The sequence below is a fragment of the Streptomyces sp. NPDC001843 genome, assembly GCF_042891955.1.
Classification (GTDB): domain Bacteria; phylum Actinomycetota; class Actinomycetes; order Streptomycetales; family Streptomycetaceae; genus Streptomyces.
In genome coordinates, this window is record NZ_JBIATQ010000011.1 from 310,601 (window position 1) to 333,882 (window position 23,282).

A 23,282-nucleotide genomic window follows, 5' to 3' on the forward strand; every position below is an offset into this window, starting at 1 on the left:
CCCCCGAAGAGGACCCCGAACAGGCAGCAACGGGCCTTGACCGCTGGCCTGTTCGGCCGGCGGCGCCTACCGTGGACCGCGAAGCACCGAAGTGCCCGGTGCGCCGGTGACGCGTTCTTCGTGGTTCGACTCCACACAGGTCCACCACTCGGGCCTGTGGCCCCTCCGGGGGGTAATCAACGCGCCACCGACCCGACCTCGGGCACCCGGTGCCTTCCACCGGGCCCGCGGGGCCGTCAGTCGACCGCCCCCAGGCGGGAGTTGCGTGCCGCCACCAGCTCCAGGACCGTGCGCCAGTCCTCCAGGACGCCGGCGTCGAAAGCGACGAGCGCCCCCTCCTCGGCGGCCTGGTGCAGGCGCAGCAGATCGTCGTCGGCGGTGGGACCGTCGTCGCCCGGCTGTCCGCGCACGAGCCGGTGGACGCGTTCGCCCAGCAGCGGCCGCACCGCACGTGCCGCGGCCTGCGCCTGCCCGGCCCGGTCGGCGGGGCCGAGCAGGCGTCCGATGCCCGAGACCAGCCCGGCCACCTGGAGTTCCTTGTCGGCCGGCCGGGCGCGGCGCAACAGAGCGGCGGTGCGCAGCGCTGGGTCGTAAGGGCAGGCGTACAGCAGATCCATCAGCTCCTCGACGCTGCGCAGCTCCATGCGTCAGTCCTCCCGCGAGACAGCCGTTGCCGTCCGCCAGCAGATCATGGCCGGCTTTCGACTCGGCCAACGGCACTTGAACTGCGAAGCTTCCCGGCCGGGAGGGAAAGGGGGGTCGAAACTGCATTCGCCGACGTGGGCCGATCGGGTGTATCCAGCAATGCGCTTATAGGGCATTTGGGGATATAACGGCCGGTGAGTCGCAGAATGACGCGCGAAAGTTACAGCTTGTTTGCACTCCCTATCGAGCGGGTCTCCGCTCATTTGGTTAACCTGAGGTGGACGGACAGCAGCACGGGGTCCCAACCCACACCCACGGTCCGTCCCGGGGCGAGCCGGTGCACATCGGCCTGCTCACATACGAGTTACCGGCGCCACCGCGTCCGAACTGGCCTTCTATTCCATCCCGAGCGGGCGTCAGGCGGCGGATCGCAGACTGACCGGTACGCCCCCGAGGGTGACCCGACACATAAGGAGTGCGCGGTGACACCGGAGAAGACGAATCGCGATCAGCGCCCCAAGGAACGCATGGAGCGTGCGGGCCGCGGGCCCACGCAGCTCGGCAGCCTCGACGTGTGGGCCCGGTCCGCCCCGATCCGCCTCGCGGGCTACGAGGACGACCTCGCCGAGGACCACATCCTGCCGAGCGTGGACTGACCCTCGCGGGTCGGACCGTCGCGATCGCCGCAGGCATGGGCGTGCCGGCTCACGCCCATGCCGATCGGACAAGCCGTGGCCGACGGCCGGTTAGGCATCCGACTTTCCTGCGCCGCATCGTCGTACGCTCCTCGGCGCGGTGCCCGAGGCGTTGCGGCGTGCTAGTCGAGCGGCGCCGTCCGCCGCCACGGGCGCAGTTCCTCCAACTGCTCCGCGACCTCCAGCAGCACCGCCTCCGACCCCGGACGGGCTGCCAGTTGCACGGCGCACGGTGCACCGGAGGGCAGAGTGCCGAAGGGGACGGACATGGCGGGCCAGCCCGTGAGGTTCCACGGCGGGGTCATCGGCGAGTAGTTCGTGTTGACCAGGAGATTGCGCAGCCAGCCCCGTTCGTGCCAGGGCCCGGCCTCGGGCGAGCGGCGGGCGAGGGCGGGCATGAGCAGCACGTCGTGCTCGGCGAAGAACGGCTTCAGGCGGCGGCGCAGCAGCTCCCGCGGTTCGCCGGTGCGGACCGCGCCGACGAAGCGTCGGCCCACCGCCGCGTGCACCCGGGTCCGCCGGGCCAGCCGCGCCGGGTCCAGGCCCTCGGCGTCCACCGCGGTGCCCGCCGTCCAGTGCCGCAGCGCGGTGACGCCCAGCGACGCCGGATACGGCGGCTCGGCACGCCGGAGCCGGTGCCCCGCCCCGGCCAGCAGCCCCGCCGCCTCCCGGACCGCGCTCGTGTACGGCCTGCCGACGCGCACGCCGAGCAGCGGGCTGCGCAGCGAGACGGCGACAGCGAGCGGGGCGGGGTCCACCCGGCGGCCGAACTCCGCGTCCGCAAGGACCGACAGCACCAGCCGCAGGTCCTCGACCGTGGTCGCCAGCGGCCCGTTCTCCGACATGCCGAACCAGTCGCCGTTGCCGATGCCCGCCGGCACCACCCCGTGCCCGGGCTTCAGCGTCACCAGGCCGCAGTTCGCCGCCGGGATGCGCAGACTGCCCATGCCGTCGTTGCCGAGGGCGACCGGTACCAGGCCGGCGGCCACCGCGGCCGCGCTGCCGCCCGAGGAACCCCCTGCGGTGCGCGAGAGGTCCCACGGGTTGCGCGCGGTGCCGTGCACACCATCCGTGGTACCGAAGACGCACAGCTCCGGAACGTTCGTCAGCCCCACGATCACCGCGCCCGCCGCCCGCAGCCGCGCCACGGTGACATGGTCGTCGGGCGCGGGCGCCGAAGAGGTCGCGGCGGAGCCGTTCCGGTTCGCCTCGCCGCGTACGGCCAGGTTGTCCTTGACCGCCACCGGAACACCGGCGAGCGGCAGGTCCGCCAGACCGGCACGGCCCGCCACCTCGTCCGCCTCGGCGAGCGCCGCCTCGGCCCGCACCGTCCGGAACGCGCCGGTGCGGGCGTCGAGCCGCTCGATCCGGGCGAGGTGCTCGGCCACCACCTCGCGGGGCGTGGCCCGCTTCTCACGTACGGCGGCGGCGATCTCGGCGGCGGTCCGGCCGACCCAGCTGGTCACGGGCGCTCCTGAAAGGGGGACGGGAAAGACACACGGGCGCGTACCGGTCGGTACGTACGGTACGTAGGCAGAACTGTGCCCGTTCGCCCGCCCCGCGTCGAGAGGCCCCGGCCGCGGTCACCAGCCGGTCAGCAGCAGATGGTTGACCAGCAGGGCCAGGACCGCCTGGGCGGCGAGCCACGCCCGGGGCCGGGCGAGGAGCGCGCAGGCCGGCAGGAGCCACATCGCGAACGGCAGCCAGATACGTTCCGTCTCCGCCTTGCTCATGCCGGACAGATCGGCGACGAGGAGGGCCGGCAGGGCGGCGAAGACGAGCAGGGCCAGGCGCGTCTCGGCGCCGGCCACCGGGGGAGTGCCCGCCGGCGGGACCTTCCCGGGAGGCCCGAGGAGAGGGCGGGGCGCGCGGGCGAGCGTGCCGCCGGCCCGGCGCAGGCCGGCCACCGTGGCGAGGCCGGTGATCACCACCGTGCAGGCGAGGTTCGCCCAGACCCAGTAGCCGTAGGGCCGGGTGCCGCCCACCCCCTGGTAGTAGCGCGTGACCAGCAGGTGGTAGGCCTCCCACCAGTCGAAACCGGCGAGGGTGAAGGCGGCGGGCACCACCACCAGGCCGGCGAGCAGAGCCACGGGCAGCACAGGACGCTCGCGGACCCGGTGCCGGCCGAGGAACAGCACCGCCGCCGCGATCACCGCGAGGAGCGTGAGCCCGTAGGACAGGTAGCAGGTGAGCCCGAACAGGAGCCCGGAGCCCGCCGCCCACCACACCGACCGTCCGGTCACCGCCAGGGCGAGCAGGGCGACGGCCCAGGAGGCGACGGCCGCGAAGTAGGCGTCGGCCGAGGCACCCATCCACACCGCGGCCGGGGCCAGCACCAGGAACGGCGCCGCCCGCCGCGCCACGCCGTCCCCGGCGAGGGCGCGCACCGCGACCAGGACGGCCACGCAGGCCGTGGCGCCGACGGTGACGCACCAGGCCCCCGCCCAACCGCCCCCGCCCAGCCCGATCCGGTCGAGCAGGACGAACGTGAGCGTCGCGGCCGGCGGATGCCCCGCGACATGGGCGGGCCAGGGGTCGGGGGTGCCCCAGACGATGTGGCGGGTGAAGTCACGCAGGGCCGCCGGGACGTCCTGGAAGCGGCCGACAGCCCGGAGGTACTCGGTGCGGGTGGCCAGCCGGCCCGCGACACCCCGGTGCCAGCCGTCGACCAGTGCGAGGGACCAGATCCAGGCCATGGCCGCCCCCCAGGCCGCGGCGAGCAGCGCCCCCGGGCGCAGCCGTGCCGCGAGCCGCGGCCCGTACACCACCACGGCGACCGCCACCACGACGGCGGCCGGAGTGCCCGGTCCGATGTGCGGGTTCCAGGAGGCGTACAGCGGGGGCCAGTGGACGAACAGCGTGTGGCGGCTGTCCTGGATGCGGCGGCCGACCAGGACGGCGGTCAGCACGAGCAGGACGGCGGCAGCGACGGCGTACCCGTCGCGCGGGAAAGGGCGGGTCACACCGGAACGCTAGGGCGCACGGCGGGCGGCGGGCCGGTGCGCGCGGCGGACGTCAGCGTTTCGTCACCGGTCACGGGCCCTGCACCGGGGCCCCACCGGCCTACGGTCGGAACATGAGCGATCCACGGCTCCCCACCTCACCCGGCTTCTGGCGCAGCCCGCTGCGCGGTCCCTGGTTCACCTCGGTGCTCGGCCTCGTCCTCCTCGTCGGCATCACCGTGCTGTTCGTGACGGGCCTGGTGTCGTACGCCGCCTACAACCCGGGACTCTCGCCGGTCAACGACAAGACCCCGGACAAGGGGATCCTCGGCTTCTACCTGTTCGCCTGGCCGACGAACCCGTACTGGCTGTACCGGCTCACCCAGGGCGTCCACGTCACGCTGGGCATCACCCTGATCCCGGTGCTGCTGGCCAAGCTGTGGTCGGTCGTGCCGAGGCTCTTCACCCTCCCGCCGGCCCGCTCGCTCACCCACGCACTGGAGCGGATCTCACTGCTGCTGCTGGTCGGCGGCGGCCTTTTCGAGTTCACCACCGGCGTGCTCAACGTCCAGCTCGACTACGTCTTCCCCGGCTCCTTCTACCCGCTGCACTTCTACGGCGCCTGGGTCTTCTTCGCCGCGTTCGTCGCGCACGCCGTGCTGAAGCTGCCCACGGCGGTGCGGAACGTGCGCCGCGCGCGGGAGGAGGGGGACCTGGTCGCGCCGCGGCCGGACTCCGCCACCGTTTCCAGACGCGGCGCGCTGTGGCTGGTCGGTGGCGGCTCCCTGCTGCTGTTCCTGACGACCGTCGGCCGCAGCTTCGACGGACCGCTGCGCCGGACCGCACTGCTCACCCCGCACGGCGGTGCGGAACCCGGCGGCGGTCCCGGCGGCTTCCAGATCAACAAGACGGCGGCCTACGCGGGTATCGACGCGGCGGAGACCGGCGAGGAGGCGTGGCGGCTGACCGTCACCGGCCGTACCGGAACCGTCCGGCTGAGCCGCGCCGACCTGCTGCGCATGCCGCTGCACAGCTCCGCGCTGCCGATCGCCTGCGTCGAGGGGTGGTCCACCTCCGACCAGTGGTGGCGGGGTGTGCGCCTGCGTGACCTCGCCGCCCGGGTCGGCCACGACGACCCGCCCGACGTCCTCGTCGAGTCCCTCCAGCGGCACGGAGCCTTCCGCCGGGCCGCCCTGCGCGCCAACCAGGTCGCCGACCCGCGCTCCCTGCTCGCCCTGTACGTCAACGGCGAGGACCTCACCCCCGACCACGGCTACCCCGCGCGGATCATCGTGCCCGCGGCGCCCGGCGTGCTCAACACCAAATGGGTGGCCCGGATGACCTTCGGAGACCTGTGATGCGGAGACCTGTGACGCCCCGCCGGATCCCGCTCGGCAGCCCCCTGCAACTGGTGCTGCTCGGCTGTTCCTTCGCGCTCGCCGGATACGCGGGCCTGCGGCTCCTCGCGGGCGACTGGTTCGGCGTGGCGCTGTGGTTCGTGGGGGCGGCCCTGCTGCACGACCTGGTGCTGCTGCCGCTGTACGCGGCGGCCGACCGCGCTCTCGTACGCACGCTCGGCGCGGCCGGACGGCGCGGCTGGACACTGTACGTCCGGGTGCCCGCCGCGCTGTCCGGGCTGCTGCTCCTGGTGTGGTTCCCGCTGATCAGCGGCCAGGTGAACGAGCGCTACCGGTCGGCCGCGGGGCTCTCGGCGAGCGGCTTCGCGGCCCGCTGGCTGCTGATCACCGCCGTGCTGTTCGGCGGCTCGGCGCTGCTGCTGGCCCTGCGGCTGGCGCGGTCGCGCAGGGCGACGAAGCGGCGGGAACCCGCCGTCCACTGATCCTCGGCACCCCAGCCCGCCCGGGCCGCGTGCCGCGGCAGGGCGGGCTGGGGTGCGGCGCCCAGGGGAAAGGGCGGGCGGCCGGGCCGGGCACGACCGTCGCGTCCACGACCTGGGCCCGGGTGCGTTCGTCCACGTCGACCGGCGCGGTCTCGGCGACCAGCAGCCCGCCGGGCACGGGGAGCCGGGCCGGCCGGTCCAGCAACGCGGCCGGATCCCCGCCGATGCCGATATTGCCGTCGAGCAGCAGCGCGGTGCCCCAGCCGCCCTCGCCCGGCAGCGGCTCGAAGACCGAGCGGCACAGCGCCGCCCCGCCCCGCCGGACCGTGCCGGCCACGGCCGCCTCGCTGACGTCGATGCCGAGGGCGTGCCACCCCTGTGCCGCGAGGGCTGCGACCAGCCGTCCCGGACCGCATCCCACGTCGAGGACGGCGCCCTCGCACCGGGACAGCACCTCCAGATCCGCGGCGTCGGCCCGGGCACACCAGCGCTCCACCTCCAGCGGCAGCGGCCGGCCGTCCGCGCGCCGCAGGAAAAGGGGGCGGCGGCCGGAGCGCAGGGCGGCGGCGTAGGAGTCGTCGGTGGACCAGGCCGGGGCGGGGACAGGGGGACCGCCGTCCGGCCCGGCGGGGCCAGGGACCGCCGCACGCCGACCGGGCGCGGGGCCGGGCGGGCGAGCTCCTGGGCGGTGCTCATCGGCCCACCGCCCGGGTGAGCCGGGCGAGGCGGGCGGCGAAGCGGCCGTGCGGCGCGCGGGCGGCGACCGCGTGCGCGTCGGCGGCGGTGTCGACGTCCCGCAGCCGGGGCAGATCCCGCACCCTGAGCCCCGCGGCGACCAGCCGGTCCCGCTGCACGGCGCCCGTCTCCGGTGTCGACATGGGCACGCCCCGCAGCAGCCGGGGATCGGGCTCCGCCAGGCCGAGGGCCCAGAAGCCGCCGTCCTCGGCCGGCCCGAACCACGCGTCGCAGTCGTCGAAGCCGACGTCGAGCAGCTCCGGCGTCACCTGAGGGGTGTCCATGCCGATGAGCAGGGCGGGCCCGTCGCACCCGGCGAACGCCGCGGCCAGACGCTCGTCCAGCTCACCCGGGCACTGCGGTACGACGTCGAAACCGGGCGGCAGCCAGGGGCCGGGCTTCCCGTCGAGGACGAGGATCCGGCGGCCGGCCGGCGCCGTGGCCACGCTGTGCAGGGTGTCCGCGAGGGCCGCCTCGGCCAGCTCGGCCGCCTCCCGGGGGGTGAACGGCGGGGTGAGCCGGGTCGTGACCCGGCCCGGCCGCGGCTCCTTGGCGATGACGAGCAGCGTGATCACCTGGGGCTGCCTCCTCGGACGGGTGGGTGGGCGGGCGCCTCCGCCAGGACGCGGCTCATGTCCCGTACCGCCTGCCAGGTACCGCGCCAGGTCCCGGTCACCTTCGACGCGCCGGTACGCGGCCGGTAGGGGACGTCGTGCTCGGTGATGCGCCAGCCCGCGTCGGCGGCGCGCACCATCATCTGCAGCGGGTAGCCGCTGCGCCGGTCGGTGAGGTCCAGCGCGAGCAGCGCCTCCCGGCGCGCGGCCCGCAGCGGACCGAGATCCTTCAGACGCAGCCCCGTGCGGCGGCGCAGCATCCGGGTGAGAGCGAGGTTGCCGGCCCTGGCGTGCGCGGGCCAGGCACCCCGGCTCTCGGGACGCCGCCGGCCCAGCACCAGATCGGCCCGGCCGTCGCGCACCTCCCGTACGAACGGCACCAGCAGCGCCGGGTCGAGCGAGGCGTCGCAGTCGCAGAAGCACACGATGTCGGCGTCGGCGGCGGCGAGCCCCGCATGGCAGGCGGCGCCGAACCCGCGGCGCGGCTCGTGCACGACGGTCGCGCCGAGCGCGCGGGCGACGTCGGCGGAGCCGTCGGTGGAGCCGTTGTCCACGACGAGCGCGCGCCAGCCGGGCGGGATGCGGGCCAGGACCCAGGGCAGTGCTTCGGCCTCGTTCAGACAGGGGAGCACCACGTCGACCCCTGTGGGTGTGGGAGTGGTCGTCACGGGTCTCACCCTACGAACGCGAAACGGGCATATCGGGCTTCGGCTCCTTACGAAACGCGGACGTCACGGCCCCCGCAGCGTCCGTCGGCGGCGCGGGCGGGGGAGGCGGTGCGAGGCTGGACGCATGCAGCAGCCGTACGAGTTCACGCAGGCGGGGACCCCCGCCGACCCCGCGCCGCCCGACTCCGCCCGGGTCCTGGTCGTCGACGACGACCCCACCGTCGCCGAGGTGGTCGCCGGGTACCTCGGCCGCGCCGGGTACACCGTGGACCGGGCCGACGACGGGCCCACCGCGCTCACCCGGGCCGCCGCGCACCGCCCGGACCTCGTGGTGCTGGACCTGATGCTGCCCGGCATGGACGGCCTGGAGGTGTGCCGCCGGCTGCGGGCCCGCGGGCCGGTGCCGGTCATCATGCTCACTGCCCGCGGTGACGAGGACGACCGCATCCTCGGCCTCGAGGTGGGCGCCGACGACTACGTCACCAAGCCGTTCAGCCCCCGCGAACTCGTCCTGCGGGTGGAGTCGGTGCTGCGCCGCACCCGGCCCGCCGTCCAGCCGCACACGCTGACCTCGGCCGGTCTGACCGTCGACCCCGCCGCCCGCCGGGCCACCAAGGATGGGGCCGAACTCGCCCTCACCCTGCGCGAATTCGACCTCCTGGCGTTCCTCCTGCGGAATCCGGGCCGGGCGTTCGCCCGGGAGGACCTGATGCGTGAGGTGTGGGGCTGGGACTTCGGTGACCTGTCGACGGTCACCGTCCACGTCCGCCGGCTGCGCGGCAAGGTCGAGGACGACCCGGCGCGGCCCCGTCTGATCCAGACCGTGTGGGGCGTGGGCTACCGCTTCGACCCCCGTGGCCGGGAGGTGGGCTGACCATGCGCGACACCCTCCTCATCGCCCTGTACGCCTTCCTCGCCGCGGCCGCCACCGGACTGCTCGGCGCGGCCGTGCTCCGGCTGATCCGGCGCCGGTCGCTGACCGCCTCGCTCGGTGTGGTGGCGGCGGTCGGCGTGTTCGCGATGCTCGCGGGCACCATGGCCGTGGCACAGGCGATGTTCCTGTCCGCGCACGACCTGAGCGTGGTGACGACCGTCGTCGCGATGGCCGCCGTCGTGTCCCTGGCCACGGCCGTGCTGCTGGGCCGCTGGGTGGTCGCGCGCAGCCGTGAACTCGCCCTCGCCGCCCGCTCCTTCGGCGACCGCGGCGACTTCGCGGCGCCCGCCCACCCGGCCACCGCCGAACTGGACGCGCTCAGCCGTGAACTGGCCGCCACCAGCGCCCGGCTCGCCGAGTCCCGGGAGCGGGAGCGTGCCCTGGAGTCGTCCCGGCGTGAGCTCGTCGCCTGGATCTCGCACGACCTGCGCACCCCGCTCGCCGGGTTGCGGGCCATGTCGGAGGCGCTGGAGGACGGGGTGGCCGCCGACCCGGCCCGCTACCTCACGCAGATCCGCACCGAGGTCGAGCGGCTCAACGACATGGTGGGCGACCTCTTCGAACTGTCCCGCATCCACGCGGGGGCGCTTGCGCTGAGCCCCAGCCGGATCTCCGTGTACGATCTCGTCGGCGACGCCCTCGCCGGCGCCGACCCGCTCGCGCGCGAACACGGCGTACGCCTCGTCGGCGACCGGGTCGAGGCCGTGCCGGTCGAGGTGGACGGCAAGGAGATGAGCCGGGTCCTCGGCAACCTGCTGGTGAACGCGATCCGCAGGACCCCGGCCGACGGCACCGTGGCCGTCGCCGCCGAACGATCACCCCAGGGCGTGGTGCTCTCCGTCACCGACGGCTGCGGGGGCATCCCCGAGGAGGACCTGACCCGGGTCTTCGACACCGGCTGGCGCGGCACCCACGCCCGCACACCCCCCGCCGGCGCGGGCCTCGGCCTCGCCATCGTGCGTGGCATCGTCGAGGCCCACCAGGGCCGGGCCACCGTCCACAACATCCCGGGCGGCTGCCGCTTCGAGGTGACCCTCCCGGCGGCCGAGGCGTGAGGCCTTCGGTACGGGGGGCCTGGGGCCACTGCTGACGCAACCGGTGCCCGCTTCCCGGCAGGCGTCACAACAAGCCGGGTGCACTCTCCTGGGTGCTATCCCTGGAAGCCGGGTGATCCGGACCGCCGGCCGCGGCGGCGGCACGCAGCGCGGCTTCGACCCGGCGGTTGCTGGTCATGGATCTCGTGACGGCCGTCATCGTCAGGAGGAGGCCGGCGGCGGCGTAGAGCGGGGTGCGGATGTCGTAGGTGGTGGCCAGCCAGCCGCCGAGGAAGGCCCCGACGGGGGCGGCGCACATGGCCAGCATGCGGGAGGTGGAGGCGACCCGGCCCATGAGGCGGGCCGGGACGACCGCCTGCCGGAGGGAGGGCCCGAGCACCATCGTGGCGCCCATGCCGGCCCCGCAGACGGCGAGCGCCAGCCCGGCCACGTACGGGTTCGGGGCGGCGGCAAGACCCAGGACGGCAAGCCCTTCGACTGCGGCCGTGCAGGTCAGTGCGGTGCCGGTGCCGAGCAGTCGGCCGAGGTGGGAGGCGACGCCTGCGCCGAGCAGACCGCCGGTGGCCTCCGCCGTGAGGAGCAGGCCGAAGCCGTAGGTGTCGATACCGAGGCGGTCGTGCGCGAAGAGGGCGAGGACGGTCTCCACGGCGAGGAAGGCGATGTTCCCGACCGCCGGGCGCAGCGCGAGCCCGAGCAGCAATCGGTCCCGGAAGACGTACGAGGCCCCCGCCCGCGCCTGCTGAAGCAGCGACTCGCGGATCTCCGGCACGGGCCGGGGCATGGCGGGGAGCGACCGTACGAGCAGTGCGGAGAGCAGGAACGACACCGCGTCGGCGAGCAGCGGGACCGTCCGTCCGAGCGCGAGCAGCGCACTGCCCGCAGGCGGCCCCGCGAAGCCGGACATGGCGGTCTGGGCCCCGCGTAAGCGAGCGTTGGCTCGCTCCAGCAGGGCCGGGGCGCGGCCGAGCAACTCCGGCAGATAGGCCGTGGCGGCCGTGTCGAAGAAGAGTCCGCCGAGCCCGAGCAGGAAGGCGACGGACGCGAGCAGCGGAATGCTCAAGCCGTCGAGCGCGGCCGCTGCCGCCGGTATGACGAGCAGCACCGCGCGCGCCGCGTCCATGACCCACATCGTGCGCCGACGGTCCCAGCGGTCCACCAGCGCACCGCCGAGCACTCCGAAGAGCAGCCACGGCAGCGTCCCGGCGGCCGTGACGACTGCGAGCGCCATCGGATCCCGTGTCAACGTCAACGCGATCAGCGGAAGCGCGGCGTGCGACACCCCGTCACCGAGCGAGGACACCGTCTGCGCGGTCCACAGCCGTCCGAACCCGATCGGCGACTTCCGGACACCTGAGGTCACTTGGCACCCCCCTCGGCCTGCTCGCGCGGCGCCGGGCGGAACAGTGCGAAGACGAGTGACGCGTCCGGCAGCGACGGATCGGACAGCTCCCGGTACTCGTCCGCCAGTGCCTGCAGCCGCGCCCCCAACTGCGCGAACTGCTCCTCGGTGAGCCGCAGATGCGCCATCCGTACGTGCCGCTCGCCATCCACCGGCGAGGCCTCCAGGTCCGCCACCGCATGCCGCATCAGCACATCGGGCTGCCCCACCCCCGGGTCCGGCAGCTCGATCGACCGTGCGGCCATCGCGTAGTACCGCTCGGTGACCCCCCGCACCTTCCGTGTCCGAACCACCTTCACCAGGCCGGCCCGCTCCAGCAGCCGCACGTGATAGCTCGAACTCCCCTTGGCAAGACCGACCCGCTCGGCGATCTGCGTGATCGTCGCCGGCTCGAAGCGGAGCACGGCCATGATCCGGTGGCGCGTGAGATTGGAGACGGCACGCAGCTGCTCGTCCGTGGTGACGTGAAACGTCTCTGGAAGATCATCGGTAGTCATTCGAGTAATGGTCAACGATTCTTGACCATTGGGCAAGGGGATTTCGCGCCGACCCCGGGCCGGGCGGTGGTCGGCGTGCGGCTGAGGTGAACCACGGTCCACCGGGCCCGCAACCATGTCGCCGCGCGGTGCCCGCGGACGGCTGTTTCCCGGGCCGAGAACCGCGCAGCTCTGCCGGCGTTCCGAGGCGCGCGGCCGTACGCCGTCAGCCGGTCAGGCCTCCCCGGCGGGTGTCCACGCGCGCCCACTCCTCGTCCCACTGCCGCAGCCGGCGCCGTTCCAGACCCGCACGGGCCAGCTGGGCACCGCCGAACACGGCGGCGGCCGTGCCGGTCGCGACGAGGGTGCCCGTCCACGCCGACCGGAACCCCGCCTCGCCGGGCGACAGGGGCTTCGCGGTGACCTTCCCCTGCCGGTCCGTCCACACGGTGACCCGGGTGCCCGACGCCATGCCGGGACGTACCTTGGTCCGGCCCGTGTGGACCGCGCCGTCCGGTGTCGTCCAGCGGACGCCGGCCCAGACCCGGCCGTCGTCGCCCCGCGCCGACGTGACCGAGGGCACCCGACCCACGAGCACGGCCTCGACCGGACGCCGCTCGGTCCACTGCCGGTCGAGTCCCCGCGCCACGGCGTCCGCGGTGGCCAGCCCGGTGAGCACACTGCCCACCACGGCGAGCAGCCACGTGACCAGCACGATCCATGCCTCGACGACGTCGCTGGTGCGCCTCAGCGGGTTGCGGCGCCACCGCCACGTCCACGGGCTGTCGCTTCGGCTCCTGGCCATGGCCACACCCCCTCGTGCGTGCCGGGCCCGTCCCTCCCAGTGTCCGCCCGCCCGCGCCCCCGGGCACCCCGGGACATGAACACCGCGCTCACCGGCCCAGCTGCGCCCGCAGCCACTCCTCCACCTCGCCCACGTGCGCGGCCGCCGCCGCCCTCGCGGCCTCCGGGTCACGGGCGGCCAGGGCGCGGTGGATGGCGGCGTGCTCGCGGCGGGTGCGGGCGAAGGCGCCCTCCTCCTGGTAGCCGCGCCAGACGCGGGCCCGGAAGGTGCGGGAGGACAGGCCGTCCAGGATGGCGGCCATGGTCTCGTTGCCCGCGGCCATCGCGATCTCGCGGTGGAAGGCCAGATCGTGGGCGAGGATCTCCTCCGGGTCGTCGGTGGCGTTCATCGCCGTCAGATGCTTCTCGACCTCCGCCAGCTGGTCCGCAGTGATGCGGGCCGCCGCCAGGGCGGTCGCCGTGGACTCCAGGACCCGGCGCACCTCCAGCAGCTCGACCAGCCGCGGGCCCCGGGACAGGTCGGCGACCACCCCGAAGGTCTCCAGCAGGTCACCGGCCTGGAGCTGCGTGACGTAGATACCGGAACCGTGCCGGGCCTCCAGCACCCCGAGCACCGTCAGCGCGCGGATGGCCTCGCGCATCGAGCTGCGGGAGATGCCCAGCTGGGCCGCGAGGTCGCGTTCGGTGGGCAGCCGCTGGCCCGGCTCCAGGCGGCCCTCGCCGATCATCACCTTGATCTGCTCGATGGCGCGCTGCGTCACAGTGCCCTTCTGCGGGGCCGTCTCGTCCACGCCGTTCCTCCAGTCACCGGATGCGCCGCAGTCTAGCCACCCGGTTGGTCGGACCACTACAGCGCGGAAACGGGAAAATCTGCCGTCGAAGGGTGTTCCTCCGGGGAAGTGGTCTGATAAGTATGCGGACGTCTGCTCGAAGTCGTTCAACCTCGAAGTCGCTCGAAAGTCGAGCGAAGTCGCTTGAAAGTCGCTCGGAGTTCGTACGAAGTCGCTCAACGAGGAGCCGCAGGATGCCCGGCACAACAGTGTGGAAACGAAGCAGGTCCCGGATCGTCGGCGTGGTGGCCGCAGCCGTCGGCGCCTCACTCGCGCTCGCCGCGTGCGGCAGCACCAAGGACACCGGCGCGGCCAGTACCGGGGGCGGCGGCACCGGCAACGTCGGGGTGGTCCTGCCCCTGCTGACCTCGCCGTTCTGGCAGTCGTACAACGACTACGTGCCGAAGATGGCCAAGTCCGAAGGCGTCGACGCGCTCAAGACGGTCAACTCCAACAGCGACCCCTCGCAGCAGATCACCGACATCAACAACGAGCTCAACCAGGGCGTCAAGGGCCTGGTGGTCGCCCCGCTGGACAGCGCCGCCATCCAGGCCGGCCTCGACCAGGCCGAACGCAAGGGCGTACCGGTGGTGGCCGTGGACGTCGCGCCCGACAAGGGCAAGGTCGCCATGGTCGTACGGGCCGACAACGTCGCCTACGGCGAAAAGGCCTGCGAATACCTCGGCGCGCACGTCACCAGCGGCAAGGTCGTGCAGATCATGGGCGACCTCGCCTCGGTCAACGGCCGGGACCGCTCCGAGGCGTTCCGCTCCTGCGTGAAGAAGAAGTACCCGAAGCTGAAGGTCCTGGAGATCCCGGCCAAGTGGGAGTCGGACACCGCCGCGTCGAAGCTCGACACGCTCCTCAACGCCAACCCCGACATCAAGGGCATCTACATGCAGGCCGGCGGCGTCTACCTCGCGCCCACCCTGCAGACCCTGAAGTCCAAGAGCATGCTGAAGGCGGCCGGGCAGAAAGGCCACATCGTCATCGTCTCCAACGACGGCATCCCGCAGGAGTTCGACGCCATCCGCAAGGGCCAGATAGACGCCACCGTCTCCCAGCCGGCCGACACCTACGCCAAGTACGGCATGTACTACATCAAGGCCGCGATGGAGGGGAAGACGTTCAAGCCGGGCCCGACCGACCACGACTCCACGATCGTGAAGCTGCCGAGCGGCATCCTCGAGGACCAGCTCCCCGCGCCGCTGGTCACCAAGGACAACGTCGACGACCCCAAGCTGTGGGGCAACACGGTCAAATGAGTACGCCACTTGTTGAGGCACGGGACGTCGTCAAGCGGTACGGCCCCACCACCGCCCTCGCCGACGGCCGGCTCACGGTGCTGCCCGGCGAGTCCCACGCCCTCGTCGGCCGCAACGGCGCCGGCAAGTCCACCCTGGTCAGCGTCCTCACCGGACTGCAGGCCCCGGACGAGGGCACGGTCCACTTCGACGGCGAGCCGGCGCCCCCGCTCGCCGACCGGGACGCCTGGCGCCGCAAGGTCGCCTGTGTCTACCAGAAGCCCACGGTCGTACCGGAGCTGACGGTCGCCGAGAACCTCTTCATCAACCGGCAGCCGCTCACCCGCCGGTTCATCAGCTGGCGCAGACTCAGGGCCGAGGCGGCACAGCTCCTCGACACCTGGGACGTACGCGTCGACCCCGACGTCCGCACCGCCGACCTCAAGGTCGAGGACCGCCAGATGGTGGAGATCGCCCGCGCGCTGAGCTTCGGCGCCCGGTTCATCGTCCTCGACGAACCCACCGCCCAGCTCGACAACCGCGAGATCGAGCGGCTGTTCGCCCGCATGCGCGCCCTGCAGGACTCCGGTGTCACCTTCCTGTTCATCTCCCACCACCTGCAGGAGGTGTACGAGGTCTGCCAGACCGTCACGGTGCTGCGCGACGCCCGCTGGATCGTCACCGCGCCCGTCGCCGAACTGCCCAGGGCGGCGCTGGTGGAGGCGATGGCGGGGGAGTCGGTGGAGGACCGCCGGACCCCGCACGCCACCGCGGCCGCCGAGGGGCCCGTTGTGCTCGACGTGCGCGGGCTCGCCTCCGAGGCGTACGACGCCGTCGACCTCACCGTCCGCAGCGGGGAGGTCGTCGGGCTCGCCGGCTCCAGCGGCAGCGGCAAGACCGAACTCGCCGAAACCCTCGCCGGACTGCGCTCTCCGACGGCCGGGACCGCACGGCTGGAGGACCGGGAGCTGCCCTTCGGCGACGTACGGGCCACGCTGAAGGCGGGCGTCGGCTGCGTGCCCCGCGACCGGCACGACCAGGGACTGGTGGCCGGCATGACCATCGGCGACAACACCACCCTCGGCGTACTGGACCGGCTCGGCCGCTACGGCTTCGTCGCCCCCGACCGCAAACGCGGGTTCGCCACCGACCTCATCGAACGCCTCGACATCCACGCCGAGGGCCCCGACCAGCCGGTCTCCGACCTGTCCGGCGGCAACGCCCAGAAGGTCGTCATGGCCCGCGCCCTCGCCCGCGACCCCCGGCTGCTCGTCCTGATCAACCCCACCGCGGGCGTCGACGTGAAGTCCAAGGAGTCCCTGCTGGCCCGGGTGGACGGCGCCCGGGACGACGGCACCGCCGTCCTCGTCGTCTCCGACGAACTCGACGACCTGCGCCGCTGTGACCGCGTCCTCGTCCTCTTCCACGGCCGCGTCGTCGCCGAGCACCCGGCCGGCTGGCGCGACCACGAGCTGATCGCCTCCATCGAAGGAGTGGACCATGGCTGAAACCAAGGCAGCTCCGCCGCTCGCCCCCCTGAGGGCCCCCGACCCGCGGGCCACCAAGGCCGTCCTGCTCCGCCGGGCCCGCGAACTCGCCCTCGTTCCCGCCCTGTTGCTGCTCATGGTGCTCGGCGCGGTGGTCAACGACTCGTTCCTCACCGAGCGCAACCTGATCTCGATCCTCGGCGCCTCCGCCGCCCTGGCCATGGTGGTGCTCGCCGAGTCCCTGGTACTGATCACCGGCAAGTTCGACCTGTCCCTGGAGTCGGTCGTCGGTATCGCGCCGGCCGTGGGCGCGCTCCTCGTGCTGCCGTCCGCGCAGTCCGGCTGGGGCACCGAACTCCCGGCCCCGCTCGCCCTGCTGGCGGTGCTCGTCGTCGGCGCGGCGGTCGGCGCCTTCAACGGCGTCCTCGTCGTCAAGTTCAAACTCAACGCGTTCATCGTGACGCTGGCGATGCTGATCGTGCTGCGCGGCCTGCTGGTCGGCGCGACCAAGGGCAAGACGCTCTTCGGCATGCCGGACAGCTTCTACTCCCTGGCCACCACCACCTTCCTCACCGTCCCGCTGTCGGTGTGGGTGGCCGCCGCGGCCTTCGCGGTCACCGGGTTCCTGCTGAAGTACCACCGCGTCGGCCGCGCCCTGTACGCCATCGGCGGCAACGCGGAGGCGGCCCGCGCGGCAGGCATCCGGGTGGAGCGCGTGATGCTGGGCGTGTTCGTCGTCGCCGGGGTCCTCGCCTCGGTCGGCGGGATCATGCAGACCGGCTACGTCGGCGCGATCAGCGCCAACCAGGGCAACAACATGATCTTCACCGTGTTCGCCGCCGCGGTGATCGGCGGGATCAGTCTGGACGGCGGCAAGGGCACCATGTTCGGCGCGCTGACCGGTGTGCTGTTGCTGGGCGTCGTACAGAACCTGCTCACCCTCGCCCAGGTGCCGTCCTTCTGGATCCAGGCCATCTACGGCGGGATCATCCTCGTCGCCCTCATGATCGCCCGCGTGACGACGGGCCGGGCGCAGGACTGACTCACGCGTCCGCATCACCCCTGACGGAAAGGTCTGCTGTGTCCCCGAGCCCCGCCCGCGTCATCGCGGTCGACACCTACGACATCCGCTTCCCCACCTCGCGCCAGCTGGACGGCTCCGACGCGATGAACCCCGACCCGGACTACTCGGCGGCCTATGTGGTGCTGCGCACCGACGCGGCCGACGGGCACGAGGGACACGGGTTCACCTTCACCATCGGGCGGGGCAACGATGTCCAGGTCGCCGCGATCGACGCGCTGCGGGACCATGTCCTCGGGCGCCCGGTCCAGGAGATGTGCGACGACCCCGGATCCCTCTTCAGGGACCTGATCGGCGACAGTCAGCTGCGCTGGCTCGGGCCGGAGAAGGGCGTGATGCACATGGCCATCGGGGCGGTGATCAACGCCGTCTGGGACCTCGCCGCCAAACGTGTCGGCCGGCCGCTGTGGCAGCTGCTCGCCGACGCCGAACCGGAGTGGCTCGTCGCGCAGATCGACTTCCGGTACATCACCGACGCCCTCACCCCCGAGGAGGCCCTGGACCTGCTGCGCCGGGGCCGCGAGGGCGCCGCCGAACGCCGGTCCCGTCTCCTGGAGCGCGGCTACCCGGCGTACACCACCTCCGCCGGCTGGCTCGGCTACGACGACGACAAGCTCACCCGGCTCGCCGCCCAGGCGGTCGCGGACGGCTTCACCCAGATCAAGCTCAAGGTGGGCGCGGACCTGGAGGACGACGTCCGCCGCTGCCGGGTCGCCCGCTCGGTCGTCGGACCTGGCGTCCGCCTCGCGATCGACGCCAACCAGCGCTGGGACGTGGCGGAGGCGATCCGCTGGACCAAGGCCCTCGCCGACTTCGACCCGTACTGGATCGAGGAGCCCACCAGCCCGGACGACGTCCTCGGCCACGCCGCGATCCGCGCCGCCGTGGCCCCGGTCAAGGTCGCCACCGGCGAGCACGTGCAGAACCGGATCGTCTTCAAGCAGCTGCTCCAGGCCGGCTCCCTCGACATCCTGCAGATCGACGCGGCCCGGGTCGGCGGCGTCAACGAGAACCTCGCCATCCTGCTGCTCGCGGCCAAGTTCGGGGTCCCCGTCTGTCCGCACGCGGGCGGCGTCGGCCTGTGCGAACTCGTCCAGCACCTGTCGATGTTCGACTACCTGGCCCTCTCCGGCACCACCGAGGACCGGGTCATCGAGTACGTCGACCACCTGCACGAACACTTCCTCGCCCCGGTGGTGATCCGCGACGGTCACTACACGGCACCCACCGCGCCGGGCTTCTCCGCCACCATGCGGCCCGAGTCCATCGCGCGGTTCACGTTCCCCGGCGGCGGCTTCTGGGCCGCCGACCCCGAGACGCGGAAAGGCAAGGCGGCATGAGCGACTTCGAGGGCCTGACGGCCCTGGTGACCGGCGGTGCTTCCGGAATCGGACGGGCCACCGCCGAACTCCTCTCCGAGCGCGGCGCCCGGGTGGCGGTGCTCGACCTGGACCCCTCGTCGGTCGACAAGCCGCTGCTCGCCTTCCGCGCCGACGTCACCGACGACGCCTCCGTACGCGCGGCCGTCGCGGCGGCGGCCGAGGACCTCGGCGGCCACGGCGTCATCGACGTCCTGGTCAACAACGCCGGCATCGGCGCCCAGGGCACCGTCGAGGACAACGACGACGAGGAGTGGCGCCGTGTCTTCGACGTCAACGTCCTCGGCATGGTCCGTACCGCCCGCGCCGCCCTGCCGTACCTCAGGCGCTCCCGGCACGCGGCGATCGTCAACACCTGCTCCATCGCGGCCACCGCCGGCCTGCCGCAACGCGCCCTGTACAGCGCGACCAAGGGCGCCGTGTACTCCCTCACCCTGGCGATGGCCGCCGACCACGTCCGCGAGGGAATCCGCGTCAACTGCGTCAACCCCGGCACCGCGGACACCCCATGGGTCGGCCGCCTGCTCGACGCCGCCCCCGACCCGGCCACCGAACGGGCCGCCCTGGAGGCCCGCCAGCCCACCGGCCGCCTGGTGTCGGCCGCCGAGGTGGCGGGCGCCATCGCGTACCTGGCGAGCCCCCTGTCCGGCGCCACCACCGGTACCTCCCTCGCCGTCGACGGCGGCATGCAGGGCCTGCGCCTCAGGCCGGTGGGCCAGTGAGAACGCTCGGCCGCAGCGGAGTCCGGGTCAGCCCGCTGGCCTTCGGCGCCGCCGGGATCGGCAACTTGTACACCCGGATCGACGACGAGCAGGCGCACGACGCGGTGCACACGGCCTGGCAGCACGGCGTCCGCTACTTCGACACCGCCCCGCACTACGGCCTCGGCCTGTCCGAACGCCGCCTCGGCGACGTCCTGCGGGACTACCCGCGCGCCGAGTACACGGTCTCCACGAAGGTCGGCCGCCGCCTCGAGCCCACGGACGCGGGCGGCGACGACCTCGCGCACGGCTTCGCCGTCCCCGCCACCCACCGCCGCGTCTGGGACTTCAGCGCGGACGGCGTACGGCGCACCCTGGAGGCCAGTCTGGAACGGCTCGGCCTGGACCGCGTCGACGTCGTGTACCTCCACGACCCCGACGACCACGCCGAGCAGGCCTTCCGGGAGGGCTACCCCGCGCTGGAGAAGCTCCGCTCCGAGGGCGTGGTCGGCGCGATCGGCGCCGGCATGAACCAGGCCGAGATGCTCACCCGGTTCGTCCGCGAGACGGACGTCGACGTGGTGCTCTGCGCGGGCCGGTACACGCTCCTCGACCAGAGCGCCGCCGCCGAACTGCTGCCCGCCGCCGCCGAACGAGGCGTGTCGGTGGTCGTCGGCGGAGCCTTCAACTCCGGTCTGCTGGCGGATCCGCGACCGGACGCGACGTACAACTACACACGCGTCCCGGGGGAGTTGCTGGACCGCGCCCGGCGCCTGCAGTCCGTCGCGGACCGGCACGGCACCACCCTGCGGGCCGCCGCCCTCGCCTTCTGCGCCGCGCACCCGGCCGTCGGAAGCGTCCTGGTCGGCGCCCGCTCGGCGCACGAGGCCCGCGACTGCGCCGAGCAGTTCGACGCGCAGATCCCTGCCGCCTTCTGGCGGGAACTACGGGACACCGGTCTGCTGCCCACCGGTCTGCCGCCCACCGAGGAGCCCTCATGAGAGTCGCCCTGCACACCAAGGTCCGCGCCGACCGCATCACCGAGTACGAGGCCGCCCACCGCGAGGTGCCGGCCGAACTCACGAACGCCATCCGCGCCGCCGGCGCCACCTCCTGGACGATCTGGCGCAGCGGCACCGAACTCTTCCACGTCCTGGAGTGCGAGGACTACGCGCGCCTGCTCGCCGAACTGGAGAAACTGCCGGTCAACGTCGCCTGGCAGGCCCGGATGGCCGAACTGCTGGACGTCGTGCACGACTACTCGGGGGACGGCGCGGACGCCGGCCTGCCCGTCGTGTGGGAGCTGCCATGACGGTGGACGCCCACCACCATGTGTGGGACCTCTCGGTCCGCGACCAGGAATGGATCACCGGCCCCGCACTCCGGCCGCTGCGCCGCGACTTCCACATGGCCGACCTGGAACCGCAGGCCCGGGCGGCGGGCGTCGACCGCACCGTCCTGGTCCAGACGATCACCGTCCCGGAGGAGACCCCGGAATTCCTCGCGCTGGCCGAGACGCACGAGTTGATCGCGGGCGTCGTCGGCTGGACCGACCTGACCCGTCCCGACGTGGCCGAGGAACTGGCCCGTCTGCGAGCACTGCCCGGCGGCCGGTACCTGAAGGGCATCCGCCACCAGGTCCAGTCGGAACCCGACCCGGAATGGCTGCTGCGCCCCGACGTGCGCCGCGGTCTGCTGGCCGTCGCCGACGCCGGCCTGGTGTACGACCTGATCGTCCAGGCCCACCAGCTCCCGGCCTGCGTCAAGGCGGCCGAGTCCCTCCCCGGGCTCACCTTCGTACTGGACCACCTGGGCAAGCCGCCCATCGCCTCCGGCGACCGCGTGCCCTGGGCGACGGCCCTCAGGGCGCTCGCCGCGCTCCCCAACACCGTCGCCAAACTCTCCGGCCTGGTCACCGAGGCCGACTTCGCCTCCTGGACCATCGCGGACCTTCGCCCGTACACGGACGAGGCCCTGTCCGCGTTCGGCCCCGACCGTCTGATGTTCGGCTCGGACTGGCCGGTGTGCACCCTCGCCGCCTCGTACGCGCGGGTCGCCGAGACCGCGGGGCTGCTCCTGGGCGAACTGGGCGACGAGGAGCGGGGCGCGGTGTTCGAGCGGACCGCGGCACGCGTGTACCGCCTCTGAGGGGCACCCGTCCACCCGCGTCGCTCCACCAGGACGTCCCCGGTGCCGACGAACTCATGGTCCGGGTGTCGTGTGCCGGGCACCGGATGCCGCCAGCCGCGTCGGCGGCAGGTACTCCCGCACCGGGGTCCGCTCCCAGCACGCGCCCGTCTCCCGCAGCTCCCGCCAGGTCGTGTAGCGGTAGCGGAAGAGGCGGGCGCGGACGTGGCGCGGGGGCTCGTCGGCCGGGAAGGGGGAGCGGCGCAGCAGCCTGAGGGTGTCCGGGTCGTTCTCCAGCAGGCGTTCCACCAGGCCGCCGAACCACGCGCCGGCGTAGCCGGGCGACAGCGCGGCGAACCACATCAGCCAGTCGAGGCGCAGATGGTAGGGCGCGAACTGCCGTGGCCAGCGCCGGGGGTCACCGGGTTTGCCCTTGAACTCGTACTCCCGCCAGTCGGAGTCCTCGCGCGGTACGTCGTCGAGCGTGCCCTCCACCACCACCTCGTACCGGATCCGGCTGACGCTGCCGAAGGCGCCGTAGGTGTTGACCAGGTGGAGCGGGTCGAAGGAGCGGTTCATCACCTGGCTGCGGGAGACCATGTTCACCACCGGGTGGTAGCTCAGGAACAGCAGCAGCGCGGCGACGGTGAGGACCACCACCTCGTACCACAGGGGCGCCGGGGGCAGGGCCGGGGCGTGCGCGGGGAAGCGGACCACCGGCAGGGCCGCCACGATGGTGATCCAGTTCAGCCAGGCGAAGTTGCCGGAGAGGACCAGCCACAGCTGGGTGACGATCATCAGGGCGGCGGCGGCCGTGGCGACCGGCTGCGGGGCGAACAGCAGCACCGGGACCACGAGCTGGGTGAAGTGGTTGGCGGCCACCTCCACCCGGTGCAGCGGCGCAGGCAGGTGGTGGAAGAACCAGCTCAGCGGGCCCGGCATCGGCTGGGTCTCGTGGTGGTAGTCCAGGCAGGTCAGCTTCCGCCAGCACGCGTCCCCGCGCATCTTGATCAGACCGGCGCCGAACTCCACCCGGAACAGCACCCAGCGCAGCAGGAACAGCACCACGACCGGCGGGGCGACCTCGTCGTTGCCGAGGAACACGGCGAGGAAACCGGCCTCCAGCAGCAGCGACTCCCAGCCGAACGCGTACCAGGTCTGGCCCACGTTGACGATCGACAGGTACAGCACCCACGGGAGAAGCCACAGCAGCATCCCCGCCCACAGCGGCAGCCAGGAGTCCGCGCCCGCCAGCAGCGCCGCTGAGACGGCACAGCCCGTCCAGGCGCAGCCGGCGAACAGACGGTCCGAGTAGCGCAGCTGGAACAGGCTCGGCGCGCGCCGGAACGGCACCCGCTCGACGAACCGGGGGATGGGCAGCATGCCGCGTTCGCCCAGCAGGGCCCGGAACTGGACGGCCGCCCCGAGGAACGCGACGAGGTACAGGGCGGCGAGGGCCCGCTGGAAGACCAGCCGGCCCATCCAGTAGTCGGGTGCGGTGAACCAGTTCACAGCCGTGTGCTCTCCCTGCCCCGTGACGCCTCGGATGCTGTCACTCCGTGTACCGCATGCCTCCGGCCGGGTAACCCCTCTCCGGCAGCCGACCGCGCGACACCACTCGAAGAT

The 23,282-nt window shown here is 73.2% G+C and carries 24 protein-coding genes; 13 read left to right on the top strand and 11 right to left on the bottom strand.

Features of this window, described 5'->3' with window-relative positions:
* Positions 1-236: 236 nt before the first annotated feature.
* Positions 237-644, bottom strand: coding sequence for a hypothetical protein (locus ACFYZQ_RS27570; RefSeq protein ID WP_389152990.1), 408 nt, complete (start codon positions 642-644; stop codon positions 237-239).
* Positions 645-1,127: 483 nt separating this feature from the next.
* Here ACFYZQ_RS27570 and ACFYZQ_RS27575 point away from each other — a divergent pair, with 483 nt between their 5' ends.
* Positions 1,128-1,301 carry a hypothetical protein gene (locus tag ACFYZQ_RS27575; RefSeq protein ID WP_388789553.1) on the top strand — a complete coding sequence of 58 codons (174 nt, stop codon included), beginning with the start codon at positions 1,128-1,130 and terminating at the stop codon, positions 1,299-1,301.
* Positions 1,302-1,462: 161 nt separating this feature from the next.
* Here the strand turns inward: ACFYZQ_RS27575 and ACFYZQ_RS27580 are convergent, their stop codons facing one another.
* A complete protein-coding gene (locus tag ACFYZQ_RS27580; RefSeq protein WP_389152993.1) occupies positions 1,463-2,806 on the bottom strand; it encodes an amidase in 1,344 nt (447 codons plus the stop codon).
* A 117-nt stretch (positions 2,807-2,923) separates the two neighbouring features.
* Positions 2,924-4,303, bottom strand: coding sequence for a hypothetical protein (locus tag ACFYZQ_RS27585; RefSeq protein WP_389152996.1), 1,380 nt, complete (start codon positions 4,301-4,303; stop codon positions 2,924-2,926).
* 113 nt (positions 4,304-4,416) lie between these two features.
* Between ACFYZQ_RS27585 and ACFYZQ_RS27590 the strand changes: the two genes are divergently transcribed.
* Both ACFYZQ_RS27590 and ACFYZQ_RS27595 read left to right on the top strand, forming a co-directional pair.
* Positions 4,417-5,640, top strand: coding sequence for a molybdopterin-dependent oxidoreductase (locus ACFYZQ_RS27590; protein WP_389152998.1), 1,224 nt, complete (start codon positions 4,417-4,419; stop codon positions 5,638-5,640).
* Entirely contained in the window at positions 5,640-6,122 is a 483-nt protein-coding gene (locus tag ACFYZQ_RS27595; RefSeq protein ID WP_389153001.1) for a hypothetical protein, read from the top strand. Before ACFYZQ_RS27590 ends, ACFYZQ_RS27595 begins: the two co-directional genes overlap by 1 nt.
* On the opposite strand, the gene ACFYZQ_RS27600 is transcribed toward ACFYZQ_RS27595, so the two are convergent.
* The 3 genes from ACFYZQ_RS27600 to ACFYZQ_RS27610 all read right to left on the bottom strand — a co-directional run bounded on the left by ACFYZQ_RS27600 (position 6,025) and on the right by ACFYZQ_RS27610 (position 8,148).
* Positions 6,025-6,618 (bottom strand): class I SAM-dependent methyltransferase, encoded by a 594-nt coding sequence (locus ACFYZQ_RS27600; RefSeq protein ID WP_389153004.1) that lies wholly within the window; start codon positions 6,616-6,618, stop codon positions 6,025-6,027. The two genes, ACFYZQ_RS27595 and ACFYZQ_RS27600, sit on opposite strands and share 98 nt — an antisense overlap.
* A gap of 196 nt (positions 6,619-6,814) precedes the next feature.
* On the bottom strand, positions 6,815-7,432 hold the full coding sequence (locus ACFYZQ_RS27605; protein WP_389153007.1) for a DUF2064 domain-containing protein: 618 nt from the start codon (positions 7,430-7,432) through the stop codon (positions 6,815-6,817).
* Positions 7,429-8,148: a glycosyltransferase family 2 protein gene (locus tag ACFYZQ_RS27610; RefSeq protein ID WP_389153010.1), complete on the bottom strand. Its 720-nt coding sequence runs from the start codon at positions 8,146-8,148 to the stop codon at positions 7,429-7,431. Before ACFYZQ_RS27610 ends, ACFYZQ_RS27605 begins: the two co-directional genes overlap by 4 nt.
* A 115-nt stretch (positions 8,149-8,263) precedes the next feature.
* On the opposite strand from ACFYZQ_RS27610, the gene ACFYZQ_RS27615 reads away from it, so the two are divergent.
* Positions 8,264-9,013 (top strand): response regulator transcription factor, encoded by a 750-nt coding sequence (locus tag ACFYZQ_RS27615; protein WP_389153013.1) that lies wholly within the window; start codon positions 8,264-8,266, stop codon positions 9,011-9,013.
* Positions 9,014-9,015: 2 nt separating this feature from the next.
* Entirely contained in the window at positions 9,016-10,128 is a 1,113-nt protein-coding gene (locus ACFYZQ_RS27620) for a sensor histidine kinase (RefSeq protein WP_389153015.1), read from the top strand.
* 64 nt (positions 10,129-10,192) lie between these two features.
* Here ACFYZQ_RS27620 and ACFYZQ_RS27625 read toward each other — a convergent pair whose 3' ends face one another.
* The 4 genes from ACFYZQ_RS27625 to ACFYZQ_RS27640 form a co-directional block, all read right to left on the bottom strand.
* Positions 10,193-11,488 carry an MFS transporter gene (locus tag ACFYZQ_RS27625; RefSeq protein WP_389153018.1) on the bottom strand — a complete coding sequence of 432 codons (1,296 nt, stop codon included), beginning with the start codon at positions 11,486-11,488 and terminating at the stop codon, positions 10,193-10,195.
* Positions 11,485-12,024, bottom strand: coding sequence for an ArsR/SmtB family transcription factor (locus tag ACFYZQ_RS27630; protein ID WP_389153020.1), 540 nt, complete (start codon positions 12,022-12,024; stop codon positions 11,485-11,487). Before ACFYZQ_RS27630 ends, ACFYZQ_RS27625 begins: the two co-directional genes overlap by 4 nt.
* Positions 12,025-12,229: 205 nt before the next feature.
* Positions 12,230-12,808, bottom strand: a complete 579-nt coding sequence (locus tag ACFYZQ_RS27635) for a hypothetical protein (RefSeq protein ID WP_389153022.1) — start codon at positions 12,806-12,808, stop codon at positions 12,230-12,232.
* An 88-nt stretch (positions 12,809-12,896) separates the two neighbouring features.
* Positions 12,897-13,598 (bottom strand): FadR/GntR family transcriptional regulator, encoded by a 702-nt coding sequence (locus ACFYZQ_RS27640; RefSeq protein ID WP_389153024.1) that lies wholly within the window; start codon positions 13,596-13,598, stop codon positions 12,897-12,899.
* Between the two features lie 233 nt (positions 13,599-13,831).
* Between ACFYZQ_RS27640 and ACFYZQ_RS27645 the strand changes: the two genes are divergently transcribed.
* The 8 genes from ACFYZQ_RS27645 to ACFYZQ_RS27680 are packed head-to-tail and all read left to right on the top strand — an operon-like array spanning position 13,832 to position 21,677.
* Positions 13,832-14,902, top strand: coding sequence for a sugar ABC transporter substrate-binding protein (locus tag ACFYZQ_RS27645; RefSeq protein WP_389153027.1), 1,071 nt, complete (start codon positions 13,832-13,834; stop codon positions 14,900-14,902).
* The gene (locus tag ACFYZQ_RS27650; protein ID WP_389153030.1) at positions 14,899-16,389 is read left to right on the top strand and encodes a sugar ABC transporter ATP-binding protein; all 1,491 of its coding nucleotides are present in this window, start codon (positions 14,899-14,901) and stop codon (positions 16,387-16,389) included. Before ACFYZQ_RS27645 ends, ACFYZQ_RS27650 begins: the two co-directional genes overlap by 4 nt.
* Positions 16,382-17,410, top strand: a complete 1,029-nt coding sequence (locus ACFYZQ_RS27655) for an ABC transporter permease (RefSeq protein ID WP_389153032.1) — start codon at positions 16,382-16,384, stop codon at positions 17,408-17,410. Before ACFYZQ_RS27650 ends, ACFYZQ_RS27655 begins: the two co-directional genes overlap by 8 nt.
* A gap of 38 nt (positions 17,411-17,448) precedes the next feature.
* Complete coding sequence (locus ACFYZQ_RS27660) at positions 17,449-18,789, top strand: L-fuconate dehydratase (protein WP_389153035.1); 1,341 nt, start codon at positions 17,449-17,451, stop codon at positions 18,787-18,789.
* The gene (locus ACFYZQ_RS27665; RefSeq protein WP_389153038.1) at positions 18,786-19,550 is read left to right on the top strand and encodes an SDR family NAD(P)-dependent oxidoreductase; all 765 of its coding nucleotides are present in this window, start codon (positions 18,786-18,788) and stop codon (positions 19,548-19,550) included. Before ACFYZQ_RS27660 ends, ACFYZQ_RS27665 begins: the two co-directional genes overlap by 4 nt.
* Positions 19,547-20,530 (top strand): aldo/keto reductase, encoded by a 984-nt coding sequence (locus ACFYZQ_RS27670; protein ID WP_389153041.1) that lies wholly within the window; start codon positions 19,547-19,549, stop codon positions 20,528-20,530. Before ACFYZQ_RS27665 ends, ACFYZQ_RS27670 begins: the two co-directional genes overlap by 4 nt.
* Positions 20,527-20,841, top strand: coding sequence for an L-rhamnose mutarotase (locus ACFYZQ_RS27675; RefSeq protein WP_389153044.1), 315 nt, complete (start codon positions 20,527-20,529; stop codon positions 20,839-20,841). Before ACFYZQ_RS27670 ends, ACFYZQ_RS27675 begins: the two co-directional genes overlap by 4 nt.
* Positions 20,838-21,677, top strand: coding sequence for an amidohydrolase family protein (locus ACFYZQ_RS27680; protein ID WP_389153047.1), 840 nt, complete (start codon positions 20,838-20,840; stop codon positions 21,675-21,677). The genes ACFYZQ_RS27675 and ACFYZQ_RS27680 overlap by 4 nt, the downstream gene beginning before the upstream one ends.
* Positions 21,678-21,731: 54 nt before the next feature.
* Here the strand turns inward: ACFYZQ_RS27680 and ACFYZQ_RS27685 are convergent, their stop codons facing one another.
* Positions 21,732-23,168: a lipase maturation factor family protein gene (locus tag ACFYZQ_RS27685; RefSeq protein ID WP_389153050.1), complete on the bottom strand. Its 1,437-nt coding sequence runs from the start codon at positions 23,166-23,168 to the stop codon at positions 21,732-21,734.
* Positions 23,169-23,282 lie beyond the last annotated feature (114 nt).